The sequence below is a fragment of the Kitasatospora sp. NBC_01287 genome (assembly GCF_026340565.1).
Lineage (GTDB): Bacteria > Actinomycetota > Actinomycetes > Streptomycetales > Streptomycetaceae > Kitasatospora.
This window is the reverse complement of sequence record NZ_JAPEPB010000002.1, coordinates 732,184-747,289: the sequence shown is the minus strand read 5'-3', so window position 1 is coordinate 747,289 and position 15,106 is coordinate 732,184. Positions and strand designations below refer to the sequence as shown.

The window sequence follows — 15,106 nt, the reverse complement described above, 5'->3', positions numbered from 1 at the left end:
GCTCAACGGATTCCTTCCGTGAGGGACGTCAGGGTCCGGCCGTTGACCTCGTCGAAGTGCGAGACCCCCGCCGCACGCAGGGTGCGCACGGCGCGGGTCCACTCCACCGGGGCCGAGACCTGCCGGCTGAGCAGCTCGACCGCGTGCGCGGCCGCGAAGGGTTCGCCGGTGACGCTCGACACCACCGGCAGCCGACCGGTGCTGAAGGCGCAGTCGCGCAGCAGTTCGGCGAGCGCGGCCTGGACCGGCTCCATCAGCGGCGTGTGGAAGGGCCCGCTGACGTTGATCCGGACCACCCGGGCGCCGGGCAGCGCCGCCATCGCCCGGGCGGCGGCCTGGAGTTCGGCGCTGTCACCGGCGATGGTGGTCTGCGTGTCGGCGTTCCGGTTGGCGATGTAGACCTTGGACAGCTGGGTCTCCCGCAGGGCGCGTTCGACCAGCACGCCCGGCACGCCGAGCACCGCGGCCATGCCACCGCCGGTCACCTGCGCCATCAGCTCGGCGCGCCGCACGACCAGCGTCAGGGCCTGCCGCAGGTCCAGCCAGCCGCCCAGCACCAGCGCGTTGTACTCGCCCAGGCTGTGCCCGGCGAGGTAGGCGTAGGCGTCCGGGTCGGCCGCCAGCGCCCTGAGGCCGAGCAGGGCGTTGACGAAGAAGATGGCAGGCTGGGCGTAGCGGGTGTCCCGCAGCCGCCGCCGCTCGTCGCGCAGGCAGAGCTCGTCGATCGGCTCGCCGAGCGCCTCGCTCGCCGCCGCGGTGAGCTCGGGGTACTCCTCGAACAGTCCCGCGCCCATACCGCGGCGCTGGACGCCTTGCCCGGGGAACAGTAGGCAGTGCATCGGTCACCCTCCCTGCAACGAGGCCCGTGGGCCGGAGTCGAAGCGCAGCCGGCGGCCGCCGGGGCGCAGGCAGTCCCGGGTGAACATCCGCGCGGCCGGGCCCGGGCCGAAGTCGATGGCGCGCTCGGGCGCGCTCGCGTCCATCACGTGCGCCACGGTGGCCGGCCAGTCCACCGGGCGCACCAGCATGAGGTTGACGAACTCGGCGCTCAGATCGGGCGATTCCCGCAGGTCGCGCGGGGCGTCGGTGGCGTAGACCGGGAACCGCAGCTGGGCGCCGCTCGGTCCGGCGCCGAGGAAGCCGCGGTCGCGCGCGTCCCAGCGCACCGCCGGCGCCAGCCGGGCGCTGTGGAACGGCAGCGTGTTGCGCAGGAAGCTCCACCCCGCGCCGGGCCCGTCGAGCAGCCGCTGGTGGGCGAAGTGGAAGTCCAGCAGGTCCTCGGTGTGCCCGCTCAGCAGTTGGGTGCGCGGCGAGGCGACCAGCCCCACCTCGACGGCGCGCCCGGCGGTCGCCGGGGCGGGGCGGCGGGTGTTGTGGCGGGTGTTGTGGCGCGCCACCGCCTCCGCCAGGGCCCGGTGGCCGACGCCGGTCACCGAGGCCATCGGCGCGGGCGGCTGGGCGCCGGGCCGGCCGCGCGCGTACCGGCCGACCAGCGCCGGGTCCACGGTGTCCGCTGCCGTCAGCTGGTGGCCCCGGACCAGGGCGAGCACGACCAGCCGCATGGAGCGGCCGCACAGGTCGAGGAAGGTGCCGGGTCGGCGGGCGTCGAGCCCCGCGACGATCGCGGCCTGCAGGCCCAGGCTCAGGCCGAGCGCACCCACCGCCGTCGCGCCCGGCACGGCCTGCCGGCCGGTCGGCTGCAGCTGGCAGAGCTGGAGCGCGTGGGTGCAGACACCCGCGCTGATCGAGTCGCTCGGAGCCACCGGTGGTGCGGCCGGTGCCCGCAGCCAGGACCGCAGCGGCAGCCCGGCGGGCAGCAGCCGGCGGTAGGTCTCGCCGCCGACGTGGTCGAGCGCGCACTCCACCGCCTCGCAGACCGCGCTGAAGAAGGCGCGGTTCTCCGGTTGCCGGTAGCGCTCGCGCAGGTCCGTGATCAGGTCGGCGCAGGAGCCGCCCAGACCGTCGAAGAGGAGCAGTGTGCGCATGGGTCACCCAAGGTCGTCAGGAATTGGCCGCGCTGCTGTGCTGTCGTGCTGCCGTGGAAGCGCGATGGCGCTCGAATTCGAGAGGCGGATTCGAGAGGCGAATCCGGGCGGCGGCCTGGATCCGGGCAGCCGGAATCATTGCCGGTCGGAATCGGTGCCGGTCGGAATTCGGGCAGCCGCGATCCGGGGGCGGCACAATGCCGCCGACGGTTGCCGGGAACAGGCGGGCGGCAGGCCCGGGAAAGCGGATAAGGGAGCGCGGAAAGGCAGGGAGGAGACGGAGCGGGCAGGGAAAAAGGCAGTGCCACCCGTCCGGGCGCCCGGCCGGGTTTCACTGCCTCTATCGTCATGGCTATGTCAGAGAGTCGTCATCGTCACTTCTGACAGTCCTGCCCGACCGTTGCCCCGTCGTGCCCGGGGCCGGCGCTCAGACGAGGTCGAGGACGGGCAGTCCGGCGCCGTCCGGCCGCAGCGCCTCGGTGGCATGGGCGCAGCCCAGCAGCCCGTAGGTGCCGACCACCGCCGCCTCGACCCGGCTGCCCAGCGCGAGCTTGTCGAAGATGGCGCTGACGTGCGCGCGGACGGTGCGGTGGCTGATGAAGAGCCGGGTGGCGATCTCCGCGTCGCTGTAGGCCGAGGCGATCAGCAGCAGCACCTCCCGCTCGCGCTCCGACAGCCGCGCCAGTGCGGTCAGGGTGGGCGCGACCGCCCGCCCCCTGAGTCTGCCGGCGCTGCACACGCAGCGGTTCTCGGTGTCCGATTCGGCATTCTCCGGGCGCATGAACGGCCTTCCGCTGATCCGCGGCGAATGTGACGGTGAGGTGTACCGGTGGAGCGCTTCTCTCCGCAAAACGGAGAGCATCCTCCGAAAGAGGATGGCCCGATCGCCCAGTGGCGTCAAGGTCGGCTTGATCCGTTTTCGGCCTTCCCGTGGTATTGCGGGGAACGCCCTCCGGGGGCGTCATCCGGCCGTTCTTCTCACTCCTTCACCACTGCTGACCGTCCGTCAGTTCCGCCCCGGTGGTCGTCGGTCCTTTTGGCTGGTTCTCAACCTCGGCACGCGGCGTCCTGGTCCCGGCTGCTGACCGATAGCTGCTGGCCGGTAGCTGCTGGCCGGTGGCTGCTGACCGTGAGCTGCCGGCCGTGAGCTGTCGGGCGTGGATCGCGGCCCGGAGGGGCGCTCGGGCTGCGATCCGCTGGACGGGGGTCCAGGCTGGGCGTGTGGAGTCTGTGCGGGGCCGCGTCCGGCGAGGAGGATGGGATGTCGGAAGAAGCGTTGATGGGCGACCAGGTCTACCAGCCCGACGGTTCCGAGGTGCAGGACGACATCGGACCGCTGGAGCCGTCCGACACCCTGGACGACCGGGGTGTGGCATCGGCCCTGGACGAGGGCTACGCCACGCCCGACCGCCCGCTGGCGGTGGAGCGGTACGGCACCACGGCGAACGAGCAACGGCTGGGCGAGAGCCTGGACCGGCGGCTCGCCGCCGAGCTGCCCGAGGTCGCGGCCCCCGAGGGCGACGGCATCGGCGACACCTACGGCACCGACGCGGAACCGCTCGACCCGGAGGCGGGGGAGGCCCGCACCGGGCGGTTGGTCTCCCCGGACGGCGCGCGCAGCGAGCAGATCGCGCAGGACCACGGTATCTGCGGCGGCGCGGCCACGGCGGAGGAGGCCGCGATGCACACCGTGGACGACCCCGAGGCCGAGCACCTGGCCTGAGCGGCCCACGAGCCGCGCCCGAAGACGCGGGACGAGCCCCGACGCACTGACCGCCCCGGACGAATCGTCCGGGGCGGTCAGTGCGTCGGGGCTCCGCCGTGCGCGGGTGCTGTGTGGGTCCCACCGGCTCACTGCGGGCTCACTGCCGGCTACTGCGGTTCGAGCACCACCCAGACCTGCCCGGGGTGGAAGTTCATCGGCTGCCCGGCATAGCTGTACGTCGTGCCCCCGTTGGGGTCGGTCCGCGACCAACTGCCCTGGTACGCCTTGCCGTCCCGCAGGATGACCGCGTCGCCGCTGCCGACGGTCGGCGCGTAGGGGGAGGGGACACCGGGGGAGTCCATGAAGCCGCGCGGCGAGGTGGTCTCGGCGACCTTCTGCACCACGATGGTCGGCGCGCCCATCTGCCCGGCGTCGGTGGTCATCGCCGCCCGGCCGTCCATCGTCACCAGGTACTTGCCCTGGGTGGCGTCCCAGTTGAAGGTGAAGGAGGCCGCCGGCATCTTCGCCGTGAAGCTGTTGGTCGGCGTGCCGCCGTCGGGCGCGGGGCCGAACCGGAAGCCGATGTCCTTGGCCTGCGCCGAGTCCGGGAAGTCGTGCAGGACCTGCGCCGGCTTCACATAGAGGTTGAACGGCGCGACCTTGCTGGTGCCCCGGAAGTACGGCCCCGCGTCCTGCTGCGGCGAGGCGTTGAAGATGTCCGCCTGCGCCAGCACCGGCAGGAACTTGCTCAGCGCGCCGGAGTAGGCGAAGGCGACCTTGCCGTACTGCTGGAGGATCGGCAGGTCGCTCTCCCGGGCGCTGCGCACCGGTCCGACGGCGCCGCCCGGCGGCAGGTTGTTGCCGTCGTAGACCGCGAGGAACCGCGAGAGCCCACCCTCCACCTCGATCGCGTAGACCACGTCGGCCGAGTTGATCCCGGTCTGCGGGCGGGCGTTGACGATGTTGTCGATCTTCACCGCGACGATCCGCCCGGCCTCACCGGGCAGCCCGGTGAGCGGCGAGACCTGGGCGGTGGGCGACGGGCTCGGCGTGCTGCTCGGGGCGCTGCTCGCCGGGCCGCTCGCCGGACCGCTCGCCGCGCCGCTCGACGGCGCGGGCGTGGTTGTTGGCGATGAGTGCGCCGTCGGACTGCCGCCGCCGCATCCGCCGACGCCGATCAGCAGCAGCGCGAAGACCGCGGCTGCGGGAGCGGCGACACTGCGCCTGGAAACACTCGGCATTCGGGACCACCTCCTGCCCCCGCTCCACTGTAGTTCGCCCGTTCGGTCCAGGCGCGCGGGCAACTGGTGAGCCGGGCAAGCCCGGTGGGCGGTTGCGGCCTCCCCGATGCTTGACAGTCCGTCATCAATGCGACGAGACTCATTAGCCAAGATGAATGGTCCCGTGCTCGACCGTTCCTGATCGCCCCGGCCGACGGCCCAGCCGTCACGCCCCGGTGATCGACCTGCCACGGCCGCAAGGGCCCGCCTGGCCATTCACGTCGGATCAGCGCACGGCTCCCCCGGTCCCCGGCTGCGAGAGGCCTCGGGCCCAGCGTGGAACTCCCGGCGGCGCGCCCCGGTGCCCCGCCGCCTCCGGCCGTGCCCGGACCCCGACCGACCGCACCCCGGGCACCCGGGCGCACCCCCATGGCGCCCGGAGGCCACCTCCGCCGCGCACCGGCGACCGGCCGCCTCACCCTCGGTCGCCGGTGCGTACGCGCAGCACCGTCGCTCTAGGAGGATCGGCTCAATGTCGCACTCGTCCCACCCCGCACGGACCGGCCCCGGCTCCGCAACCGTCCCCCAGTCCGTCCCCGCCCGGCCTGGTCCCGCCCGGCCTGGTGCCGCCCGGCCCGCCCTCGCTCCCGCCCCGGCCCACGGCGCGCCGGCCGGGCCCCGGCACCAGGAACTCGGCCTGCTGCTCTACCGCCTGCGGCTGGAGCGCGGGCTGTCGCTGCGGGCGCTCGCGCGATGTCTCGGGTACAGCTCGCACAGCGCCTTCGCCGACTTCGAGAAGGCGCGGCGGCTGCCCGGTGAACCGCTGCTGCTCGCCTACGAGCGGCTCTGCGAGCTGCGGCCCGGCTCGCTGGTCGAGCTGCGGGCCCTGGTGCTGGCCGAACGCGCGGCCGCACTGGCGGCGGCCCGGGGCCGCGGCACCGCCGAGGCGGTGGCGACCGTGCTGACCCTGCCCCCGCGCCCGCCCCGGTCGCGCCCGCTCGCGCCCGAGCCGGGCGGCGCCCCGGAGACCCTCGGCGGGCAGCGCCGGGCGGGACGCCAGGCGCGCCGGACGGCGGTGGCGGCCTTCGTGCTCTCCTGCGTGCCCCAGGGCCGGTTCGCCCACCTCGTCGCCCAGGTCAGGCAGTCCCTGACCAGGGCCTGAACCGCCCCCGACACGGTCCCCGGCCCCCGCGGGCCGGGGACCGTGCTGTGCGCGGGCCCCGGCCGTGCTGCCCCCGGCCGTACCGCGCCTGTACGCGCCTGTACGCGCCCGTACCGCGCTGAGTACGGAGCCTGTACGGAGCCCGTACGGCTTCTGTACCGAGCCCGTCCGACTCCCGTCCGACTCCCGTCCGACTCCCGTCCGACTTCCGTACGGCACCGCTCCCGGCTGTTCCCCGCTGTTCCCGGAGTGTGCCCGGCTCCGCCGCGCCCCGTCCCGCGGTGGCTTGGCGCCGGTAACCCTTGCAGGGCGCCGCCGTCCGGTGAGCGCTCCGTGAGACCCGAGGAGTCGTCATGAAGAAGATCGTGATCCGCAACGTCGGTGCCGTCCGCCTGACCGCCATGTGCACCTACCACTACAGCGCGTTCAGCTTCTGAGCCTGACCGGATCCCGATGAACCGCCGGTGCGCGGCCCGGCCGCGCACCGGCGCTCGGCCCACCCGAGGAGAGCGATGCTGGACGACCGGGTGCAGTTCCACCCGCTGAGCTTCCTGACCGAGCGCAATCCCGACGAGGTGCTGGTCGGGCGGCCGGACACCGAGTCCTACGCGGTCCTGCCGGCCGACGGCGCCGCGGTCCTGGAGCGGATGACCGCGGGCTCGACCCCGGCCGAGGCGGCCGCCTGGTACGAGGCGGAGTACGGCGCGGAGATCGACATGCCCGACTTCCTCGCCTCGCTGGACGCGCTGGGTTTCATCCGCGGCCAGGACGCCGAGGTGGCGGCGCCCGAGCGCCCCGTGGGCCTGCGGCGGCTGGGCCGGGCGCTGTTCTCGCCGCTCGCCTTCGCCGCCGCCGCCGTCCTGCTCGGCTGCTGGATCGCCGCCGTGGTCGTCCACCCGGACCTGGCGCCCGACCCCCACCAGGTCTTCTTCACCCGCTCCGCGCTCGCCGTCGAGCTGCTGGCGGTCTTCGGCCAGCTGCCCTGGCTCTTCCTGCACGAGGGCGGCCACGTGCTGGCCGGCCGCCGCCTGGGCCTGCGCAGCTCGCTCGGCGTCGGGACCCGGCTCTACTTCGTGGTCTTCGAGACCCGGATGAACGGCCTGCTCACCGTCGAGCGCCGCCGCCGCTACCTGCCCTTCCTGGCCGGGATGGCGGTGGACGTGGTGGCCGTGGCCGGGCTCGGCCTGCTCGCCCTGGCGCTGCGCGGACCGCACGGCGGGCAGCCGCTCGCCGGCCGGATCGCGCTCGCCATGGCCTTCCCCATCCTGACCAGGCTGGCCTACCAGTTCCTGCTCTACCTGCGCACCGACATCTACTACGTGATCGCCACCGCGCTGGGCTGCCACGACCTGCACGAGGCCACCCGCGCGGTGGTGCTCGGCCGGCTGCGCCGCCTGCTGCGCCGCCCCGACCCGGTCGTGCCGGCGGAGCTGTGGACGGAGCGCGACCTGCGGGTGGCGCGCTGGTACGCCCCGTTCTTCGCCGCCAGTGTCGCGGTGCTCTTCACCGTCGGGACGCTGGCCCTGGTCCCGATCGCCGTCCAGCTGGCCCAGCTGGTCTGGCACGGGCTGACCGGTCCGGTCACCAGCCCGCACTTCTGGGACAGCGCGGTCTTCGTCCTGCTGAACGCCTCCCAGGTCTGCTTCTTCGCCGTGGTCAGCCTGCGCGAGCGCGCCCGCCGCCGGGCCGCCGGCCACCGGTCCGCCCCGAAGGCAGGCGACCGCACCGCTCCGTCCGCGTCGTCCCCCAGGAGGGAATGGGCATGACCCGATCAAGTCACCTGCGGATCAACGCGCCGCGCCGGGCAGCGCGCCGCTCGGCCTTCGCCGCGGCGGGCCTGCCCGAGCCGGTCAGCTGCCACCAGCGCCTGCGCGGGCCCTACTCCGGGGTCGCCCCGATGCTGCGGGCGGTGGTGCCCGAGGCCTACCGCCGCTGGCCCGGGCTGGTGGACGCGCACCGGATCGTGCTGCTCTACACGGTGCCCGAACTCGCCGAGGTGATCGGGCAGGCGCCCCCGTCGCTGGTCGACGACACCCCGCACGAGGAGCGGACCAGGTACTTCGGCGCCTCGCTGATCCGGGCCACCTCGCAGGGGGTGATCACCTTCCTGCAGGAGCACGCGCGGCAACTGGCCGGGGCCGCCGGGGCCCCGGGGCCGGTGCTGACCCTCGCCTTCGACGACGCGGACCAGGCCGAGCCCACCGAGCAGGAGTTCCTGGCCCTGCTGCTGCGCCGGGCGGATCCCGAGCAGCTGCGGATCGCGGTCGGGACGGCCGCCGAGCCCGCGCTGCCCGAGCTGGCCGAGGCGCTGCGCCACTGGACCCGCCCGCTGCCGCTCCCCCCGCTGCCGGTCCCCCCGGTGGAGGACCCGGCGGCGGGCGAGGGCGGCGCGGCCCCCCGGCGGAGCACCGAGGAGCTGGCCCGGGCCCACGTCTGGTCCGAGGGCACCGGCGACGACCCCGAGGAGCTGGCCGGCTACGCCGCCGCCGAGCCGCGACTGCGCGCCCGGCTGCACGACGAGCGGGCGGACGAGCTGGAGGCGGGCGCCGACCGCGGCGTCCTGCTGGGCGCCCTGCCCTACCACCGCGAGCGCGGCAGCGACCCGGGCGGCGCGGGCCGCCGCGCGCTGCGCACCGCGCTGGAGATCTCGGTCGCGGTCGGCTACTCCACGGCCACCATCGACCTGGGCCACCGCGGCCGGGCGGTCTGCGACCCCGAGCTGCACCAGCTGGACTACTGCCACTTCAGCGCCAAGGCGGCCAGCGCGCTGGTCCCGATCGGGGAACCGGAGGAGTGCGAGGCGATCTACACCGAGCTGCGCCGCCGCTACACCCTGCCCAGGGTGCAGATGACCTGCAGCTACGCGCTCGCCATCCTCTACACCCGGTTCTTCCGCCCGCCGGACCACGAGAAGGCGCTGGAGCTGGCGAACAACGCCAGGGCGCTGGCCGAGTTGGAGACGGATCCGGTGCTGGGCCCGGTCTACCAGGTCTTCCAGGACAACGGCCTGGCGCTGATCGAGATGCGCCGGGGCCACCTGGACCGCTCGCTGCGGCTGGTCAGCGACGGAATCCGGCGGCTGGACGCCGAACTGCCCGGCGACCGCTACCTGGTGCACCGCACCCAGCTGCTGCACAACCGGGCCCGGGTGCTGGTCGCGCTCGGCCGGATCGAGGAGGCGCTGGCGGACTACGCGAAGCTGCTCGCCTGGGACCCGGCCTTCGTCGAGTACCACACCGACCGGGCCGCGCTGCTGCGCCGCCAGGGCGACCTGCCCGGCGCGCTGGCCGACTACGACCGGGCGATCGCCGTCTCGGCCCCGCTGCCCGAGCTCTTCTACAACCGCGCCAACCTGCGCGACCAACTCGGCGACGTGGCGGGCGCGCTGGCCGACCTGCGGTACGTCCTGGAGATGGAGCCGGCCGAGACCGAGGCCCGGCTGAACCTGACCGCGCTGCTGCTGGAGCTCGGCGAGCCGGGCGAGGCCGCCGAGTTGGCGGCGGCCGGCCTCCAACTGCGGCCCGAGGAGCCCAGGCTGCTCTGCACGGCCGGGTCGGCCGCGCACGCGCTGGGCGAATTCGACCAGGCGCGCCAGGCCTTCGACCGGGCGCTTGCGGTCGACGCCGCCTTCGGACCGGCGCTGGTCAACCGCGCGGTGCTCAGCTACGAGCAGGGCGAACTCGACTCCGCCATCGGCGATCTGACCGCCGCACTGGAGCTGACCGGCGACGATCCCGACGTGCTGCACAACCGAGGCGTGGCACTGCAGGAGGCGGGCCGCCACGCCGAGGCCGTCCGCGACTACGGCCGGGCCCTGGAGCTGCCGGGCGCGGACCGGGCCGAACTGCTGCGCCGGCGCGCGTGGTGCCTGACCGCCCTCGGGCGGGCCGAGGCCGCCGAGGCCGACCTGCGGGCCTGCCTGGATCTCGGGCCTGGCCCGGACACCGCGCAGCTGGAGCAGCTGCTGGAGCGGCTCGCCGCCGACCGCTCCCCGCTGCTGAGCGGCCCGGGGAGCGAGGGGGCATGACGGTCGACGCCCAGAGCTTCCGGGAGGCGCTGGCCTGCGTGGCGATGCAGGTCACCGTGGTGACCACGCGCGACCGTGGCGGCGCGGCGCACGGCACCACGCTCGGGTCCCTCTGCTCGCTCTCGCTCAGTCCGCCGCTGGTGCTCTTCTGCCTGGCCCACCGGGCCGGCGCGCACGACGCGATCTGCGGCGCCGAGCGGTTCTGCCTCAGCGTGCTGGCCGCCGACCAGCAGCCGACGGCGGCCCGCTTCGCCGGGCCCGCCCAGCACCGCTTCGGCGCCGAGAACGCCGAGGGCCGGGAGGAGGACATCGTGCTGGACGGGCTGCCGGCCGTGCGCGGCGCGCTGGCCTGGCTCGTCTGCGTCCGGCACAGCCTCCTGGCGGCGGGGGACCACACCATCGTGGTGGGGGAGGTGCAGCGGGCGGAGCGTTCGGCGGCCGGCCCCGGCGGCCCGCTGGTCTACCACGACCGCCACTACCGCGCGCTCGCCGAGGACCGCGCGCGCCGCGACCGGCTGGCCCGCGCGGGGAACGGTGCGGTGGTGGCGACCGGTCAGCCGCTCTTCCTGGGCCAGGTGGCCGACCCGCACCGCTGAGCCGACCCGCACCGGTGCGGGTCGGCTCAGCGGTGCGGGCAGGTGCTGCGGTAGGTGCTGCGGGCCGGGCTCAGCGGCCGGGCTTGGCCAGCAGCAGCTCGGTGTTGTGGTCCAGCGCGGTGCCCAGCTTGGCGCCCGGGGTGGCGTACGGGTCGTTGAAGGACAACTCGCGGTAGAGCGAGGCGAGTGCCGCGTCCGAGGTGTCGTCGAAGGCGGTGCCGTAGGGGGCGGCGGACTCGATCAGCGTGGTGAAGAGCGAGATCGTGCCGTCGCCGTTGTCGGTGAGCTCGATGATCCGCGCGTGCTGCGGGAAGTCGATGTGCGAGGCGGTGTTGACCTCCCAGAAAGCGCGCTCGGGCACCGCGTGCCCGTGTGCGGTGATCTGGTTCTGGTGGGTGTGGCCGTTCACCCAGGCCACCACGTTCGGGTAGCGCTGGAGCAGCGCGACCAGCTCGTTGCCGTCGTGCCGGCGCTCGAAGAGGTGGCGCGGGTCGAGCAGCAGGTTGCCCATGGTGGTGCTGGTGTGGTGACTGAAGAGCACCACCAGGCGGCTGCTCGAACCGCCGCGCACCAGGTTGCCGCTGGTGTCGTACCAGTGGTCGCTGTTGGCGCGCAGCTGCTGCTCCAGCCAGGTCAGCTGGGCGGTGCCGATCGAGCCGTCGGCGAAGCCGGCCGCGTTCGTGGTGTCCAGGCTGATGCCGAGCACGCCGTCGGAGATCTCGAAGGTGTAGTAGAGGTTGCCGCTGCTCGCCGCGTCCGAGGTGAAGCCGTGGCCGTAGGGTCCGGCGCCGGTGTGGGCCGGGTCGAGGTGGGCCTGGGCGAACTGCTCGGTGGTGAAGGGCCGGCGCCGCCCGTCCGGGGTCACCTCGCGCACCGCGTCGGTGTCGGCCAGCAGGCGGCCGAGCAGCAGCACGGCGGAGGCCGGGTCGCTCTTCAGCAGGCCGGCCAGCTTGGCCGCGTCCGCGTCGTCGCAGCCCTCGATCTTGCGGTCGCCGGTGTAGAGCGAGCCCAGCAGGCCCAGGTCGGGCAGGGTGCCCTCGATGCTGTCGTCGTGGTTGCCGACCGTGGTGTACCAGGGCATCGCCAGGCCGGGCGCCTGGAAGCTGCTGCCGGCCGCCGTCAGGAAGCCGGGGACCTGCGGGAAGCCGAGCGCCTTGTAGCTGTCCTGGTAGGCGCTCTCCGGGTTCCAGTAGCCGGCGTTGCCGGAGTCCTGCACGCCCTCGTAGCGGCTGGTGTCACCGCTGTTGGGCGTGACCCGCCCGCCGCTCATCACGGTCAGGTACCAGTCGAGTTCGAGCTGCTCGTGGTTGTCGGTGTTGTCGCCGGTGGCCATCACCAGGCTGAACGGCAGGCCGGTGTACGGGCCGGCGGCCACCGCGTTCACCCGCTCCACCAGCGAGGAGGCGCCGCGCACGGTGAGCGTCTCCTGCGGGCGGTGCGCGGCGTCGTTCCAGCGGGCCAGGTACTCGAAGCGCACCGGCGACTCGGTGTCGCACAGGTGCATGTCGGTGAACTGGACGAAGCTCGCCAGGCCGGTGCGGCGGTCGTCGCGTCCGCTCTGCGCGGCGGCCAGCTCCGCCCGGACGGCCAGCGGCCAGCCCGGACCGGAGAGCAGCCGCCGGTAACCGGTGCTGCCGACCGGGGTCGCCACCTGCTCCAGGGTCGTCCCGCCCACCGTCACCGCGCGCGCCGCGGTCGCCGCCAGGGCGCCGTCCCGGGCCGCGGCCGAGGCGAAGGTGCCGCCGGCCAGCGAGAGCGCGGCGCCGGCGGCCGTGGCGGAAGCACCGCTGATGAAGCGGCGCCGACTGAACGCGGACATGGGGGTCCCCCTCCTGATGCCCCGCCGGAGTGGGTGCCGCGCCCGGCGGAGAACGGTCTGTGCGACGGTGGCCGGGCGTGAGCGCGCCGGACCGAGGCGGAACGTTACCGGCAGGTAGCCGCCACTGGCAGGCCTGGAGCGGAACGCTGGGCGAACAGCTGGACGGATTCGCGGGGAATCGGTGAGGACGCGGACGATCGGCCGCGTCCGGCGGCGCGGTGACGGGCGTTCAGCACCCCTGCCGCCGGCCAGCCCTGCCGCCGGTCAGCGGTGGGGCCAGCCCTGCCGCCGGTCAGCAGTGCGGCTGCCCCAGCTTGGCCATGAGCCGGTCCAGTTCGGCCAGTTCGGCCGGCTCCAGGGCGAGCAGCGAACCCGGCGGCCGGTTCAGGATCCGCTCCGCCTGCTCGGCGGCGGCCGTCCCGGCCGGGGTGAGGCTGACGATCTTCGAGCGCCGGTCCTCCGGGTGGACGGTGCGGGCCACGTAGCCGCGCCGCTCCAGGTCGTCCACCACCAGCGTGGTGTACGGCTTGTCGGTGGAGAGTGTCGCGGTGAGGTCGCGCATGGTCTGTGGTCCGGCCAGCAGCCGCCGCAGCGCCTTGGCGCGGAAGAAGCTGACCCCGAGCGTCTCCGCCACCTCGCGGCGCCGGTCCCCCTGCTCCAGCACCAGGAACCGCATGACATCCCAGATCCGGGTGACCGGGTCCGCCCCGGTCAGGTCCGCCCCGGTCAGGTCCGCCCCGACCGCGTCGGTCCCGGACGCGGTCGTCCCGGCCGCGTCGTCGTCGGCCGCGCCGCCCTGCCTGGTGCTGCTCACGAAGTGTCCGTTTCTCCCGGTTCAGCTGGGTGCCAGGCGCGCCGCGGTCTGCTCGGCGGTCCGCCTGGCCCAGCGGCCGGTGGTGAGCATACCGAGCAGCAGCACCGCCACGCCGCAGGCGGTGACGATCCACCAGCCGATGTGGCTGGCCTGCGGCAGACCGGTGCCCAGTGGTCCGCGCACCGCCGAGGTGACCAGCGAACCGATCACGGCGACGCCCAGCGACTGGCCGACCTGGCGGCTGGTGGAGGCCACCGCGGCGGCGACCCCGGCCTGGGTGCGTGGCATCCCGGCGACGGCGGTGTTGGTGACCGGGGCGTTGACCATGCCGAAGCCGAGCCCGAGCAGCGCGTAGGCGCCCAGCAACTGCCAGAGCGGGGTGTGCGCGCTCAGGCCGGTCAGGGCCAGGCCCCCGGCGGTGGTCGCGGCGCCCGCGATCAGCAGCGGCACCCGCGGCCCGGCGGTGGCCACGATCCGTCCGGAGATCGGCGCGCAGACCACCGTCAGCACGGCCAGTGGCAGCGTCAGCAGCCCGGCGTGCAGCGCCGAGCAGTGGCGCACCTCCTGCAGGTAGAGGGTGTTGAGGAAGAGGAAGCCGGCCAGTGCGGAGAAGGAGCAGACCGCGATCACGGTCGCGCCGGCGAACGGCGCGCTGCGGAAGAAGCGCGGGTTGATCAGCGGCTCGGCCCGCCGCAGCTCGTAGGGCACCAGGCAGGCCAGGGCCGCCAGCGCCACCGCGCCGCACGCCGCACTCTGCGCGGACGCCCAGCCGGCCGCCGGGGCCCCGATCAGCCCGTAGGTGAGCGCGACCAGCAGGGTGATGACCAGCAGTTGGCCCACCGGGTCGACCCGGCGCGGCCGGGGCGCGCGCGACTCGGGGACGAAGAGCGCGGCGAGCAGCAGGGCGGCCAGGCCCACCGGGATGTTGATCCAGAAGATCGCCCGCCAGCCGACCGAGCCGACCAGCGCACCGCCGACCAGCGGCCCCAGCGCCATGCTGATGCCCACCACGCCGCCCCAGACGCCGATGGCCCGGGCCCGCTCCCGCGGCTCGGTGAAGGTGTTGGTGATGATCGACATCGCGACCGGGTTGAGCATCGAGCCGCCCACCGCCTGCAGTGCCCGCGCGGCCACCAGCCAGCCCAGGCTGCCGGAGAGCGAGCAGAGCAGCGAGCCCAGGGTGAAGAGCACCAGCCCGGTCTGGAAGGTGCGCCGCCGCCCGATCCGGTCCCCGGTCGAGCCGGCCAGCATCAGCAGCGAGGCGAGTACCACGGTGTAGGCGTCGATGATCCACTGCAGCCCCGAGACGGAGGCGTGCAGGTCCCGCCGCATCGACGGCAGCGCGACGTTCACGATCGTGTTGTCCAGGCCGACGATGAACAGGCTCAGGCAGCAGATGCCGAGCACGCCCAGCTTGCGCCGGTGGCTCAGCGGTGCGGACGCGTCGCGGGTCGGCAGCGCGGTGACGCTAGTGGTTATTGGCATACAACAATTATATGCATACAACTATCGCGTCTGTCGAAGGTCGGATCCGTTGACGGTGGGTCACCAGGGCCGCGCAGAACTCGAACGGGCCACCTGGGTAGCCGGGTGCACACCCTGCGTGGTCACGTGGTGCAAGGCCAGCAGGCGCGCCCGGCACCGGGATTCGCGCCGGGCGACCGCGCCGGGGACGCGCGGTCGGAGCGGCCGCTCACAGCACGTCGCGGACCCGCCCGGCCTCTCCGCCCGGCGCACCGTCCGCCACGTACCGCGCGGACCCATCGGCCCGTGCGACC

12 protein-coding genes are annotated in these 15,106 nt (G+C 74.3%); 5 read left to right on the top strand and 7 right to left on the bottom strand.

The annotated features are described in order from the left end of the window. Positions 1–2: 2 nt before the first annotated feature. From OG455_RS40180 to OG455_RS40170, 3 genes are all read right to left on the bottom strand, one after another. Complete coding sequence (locus OG455_RS40180; protein ID WP_266301717.1) at positions 3–839, bottom strand: ACP S-malonyltransferase; 837 nt, start codon at positions 837–839, stop codon at positions 3–5. Between the two features lie 3 nt (positions 840–842). After that, positions 843–1,985 (bottom strand): hypothetical protein, encoded by a 1,143-nt coding sequence (locus OG455_RS40175; RefSeq protein ID WP_266301716.1) that lies wholly within the window; start codon positions 1,983–1,985, stop codon positions 843–845. Between the two features lie 427 nt (positions 1,986–2,412). After that, the gene (locus tag OG455_RS40170) at positions 2,413–2,766 is read right to left on the bottom strand and encodes a helix-turn-helix transcriptional regulator (protein WP_266301715.1); all 354 of its coding nucleotides are present in this window, start codon (positions 2,764–2,766) and stop codon (positions 2,413–2,415) included. 480 nt (positions 2,767–3,246) lie between these two features. Here OG455_RS40170 and OG455_RS40165 point away from each other — a divergent pair, with 480 nt between their 5' ends. Beyond that, positions 3,247–3,708: a DUF5709 domain-containing protein gene (locus OG455_RS40165; protein ID WP_266301714.1), complete on the top strand. Its 462-nt coding sequence runs from the start codon at positions 3,247–3,249 to the stop codon at positions 3,706–3,708. 149 nt (positions 3,709–3,857) lie between these two features. On the opposite strand, the gene OG455_RS40160 is transcribed toward OG455_RS40165, so the two are convergent. Further along, a complete protein-coding gene (locus OG455_RS40160) occupies positions 3,858–4,931 on the bottom strand; it encodes a DUF3048 domain-containing protein (protein ID WP_266301713.1) in 1,074 nt (357 codons plus the stop codon). A 511-nt stretch (positions 4,932–5,442) separates the two neighbouring features. On the opposite strand from OG455_RS40160, the gene OG455_RS40155 reads away from it, so the two are divergent. The 4 genes from OG455_RS40155 to OG455_RS40140 all read left to right on the top strand — a co-directional run bounded on the left by OG455_RS40155 (position 5,443) and on the right by OG455_RS40140 (position 10,695). Beyond that, a complete protein-coding gene (locus OG455_RS40155; RefSeq protein WP_266301712.1) occupies positions 5,443–6,072 on the top strand; it encodes a helix-turn-helix domain-containing protein in 630 nt (209 codons plus the stop codon). 512 nt (positions 6,073–6,584) lie between these two features. Next, positions 6,585–7,838 carry a hypothetical protein gene (locus tag OG455_RS40150; protein WP_266301711.1) on the top strand — a complete coding sequence of 418 codons (1,254 nt, stop codon included), beginning with the start codon at positions 6,585–6,587 and terminating at the stop codon, positions 7,836–7,838. Continuing rightward, positions 7,835–10,099: a lipopolysaccharide assembly protein LapB gene (locus OG455_RS40145; RefSeq protein WP_266301710.1), complete on the top strand. Its 2,265-nt coding sequence runs from the start codon at positions 7,835–7,837 to the stop codon at positions 10,097–10,099. The genes OG455_RS40150 and OG455_RS40145 overlap by 4 nt, the downstream gene beginning before the upstream one ends. Beyond that, entirely contained in the window at positions 10,096–10,695 is a 600-nt protein-coding gene (locus tag OG455_RS40140) for a flavin reductase family protein (RefSeq protein WP_266301709.1), read from the top strand. The genes OG455_RS40145 and OG455_RS40140 overlap by 4 nt, the downstream gene beginning before the upstream one ends. Positions 10,696–10,765: 70 nt before the next feature. Here OG455_RS40140 and OG455_RS40135 read toward each other — a convergent pair whose 3' ends face one another. The 3 genes from OG455_RS40135 to OG455_RS40125 all read right to left on the bottom strand — a co-directional run bounded on the left by OG455_RS40135 (position 10,766) and on the right by OG455_RS40125 (position 14,813). Then, complete coding sequence (locus OG455_RS40135) at positions 10,766–12,514, bottom strand: TIGR03767 family metallophosphoesterase (RefSeq protein ID WP_266301708.1); 1,749 nt, start codon at positions 12,512–12,514, stop codon at positions 10,766–10,768. A 292-nt stretch (positions 12,515–12,806) separates the two neighbouring features. Beyond that, the gene (locus tag OG455_RS40130) at positions 12,807–13,328 is read right to left on the bottom strand and encodes a MarR family winged helix-turn-helix transcriptional regulator (protein ID WP_266301707.1); all 522 of its coding nucleotides are present in this window, start codon (positions 13,326–13,328) and stop codon (positions 12,807–12,809) included. Positions 13,329–13,349: 21 nt separating this feature from the next. Continuing rightward, positions 13,350–14,813: an MFS transporter gene (locus tag OG455_RS40125; protein ID WP_266301706.1), complete on the bottom strand. Its 1,464-nt coding sequence runs from the start codon at positions 14,811–14,813 to the stop codon at positions 13,350–13,352. Between the last annotated feature and the right edge of the window lie 293 nt (positions 14,814–15,106).

What these genes read in the sequence shown, in the direction of transcription:
- OG455_RS40180 (WP_266301717.1), bottom strand. Translation starts at nt 839, where the DNA reads ATGCACTGCCTACTGTTCCCCGGGCAAGGCGTCCAGCGCCGCGGTATG.
- OG455_RS40175 (WP_266301716.1), bottom strand. Translation starts at nt 1,985, where the DNA reads ATGCGCACACTGCTCCTCTTCGACGGTCTGGGCGGCTCCTGCGCCGAC.
- OG455_RS40170 (WP_266301715.1), bottom strand. Translation starts at nt 2,766, where the DNA reads ATGCGCCCGGAGAATGCCGAATCGGACACCGAGAACCGCTGCGTGTGC.
- OG455_RS40165 (WP_266301714.1), top strand. Translation starts at nt 3,247, where the DNA reads ATGTCGGAAGAAGCGTTGATGGGCGACCAGGTCTACCAGCCCGACGGT.
- OG455_RS40160 (WP_266301713.1), bottom strand. Translation starts at nt 4,931, where the DNA reads ATGCCGAGTGTTTCCAGGCGCAGTGTCGCCGCTCCCGCAGCCGCGGTC.
- OG455_RS40155 (WP_266301712.1), top strand. Translation starts at nt 5,443, where the DNA reads ATGTCGCACTCGTCCCACCCCGCACGGACCGGCCCCGGCTCCGCAACC.
- OG455_RS40150 (WP_266301711.1), top strand. Translation starts at nt 6,585, where the DNA reads ATGCTGGACGACCGGGTGCAGTTCCACCCGCTGAGCTTCCTGACCGAG.
- OG455_RS40145 (WP_266301710.1), top strand. Translation starts at nt 7,835, where the DNA reads ATGACCCGATCAAGTCACCTGCGGATCAACGCGCCGCGCCGGGCAGCG.
- OG455_RS40140 (WP_266301709.1), top strand. Translation starts at nt 10,096, where the DNA reads ATGACGGTCGACGCCCAGAGCTTCCGGGAGGCGCTGGCCTGCGTGGCG.
- OG455_RS40135 (WP_266301708.1), bottom strand. Translation starts at nt 12,514, where the DNA reads ATGTCCGCGTTCAGTCGGCGCCGCTTCATCAGCGGTGCTTCCGCCACG.
- OG455_RS40125 (WP_266301706.1), bottom strand. Translation starts at nt 14,813, where the DNA reads ATGCCAATAACCACTAGCGTCACCGCGCTGCCGACCCGCGACGCGTCC.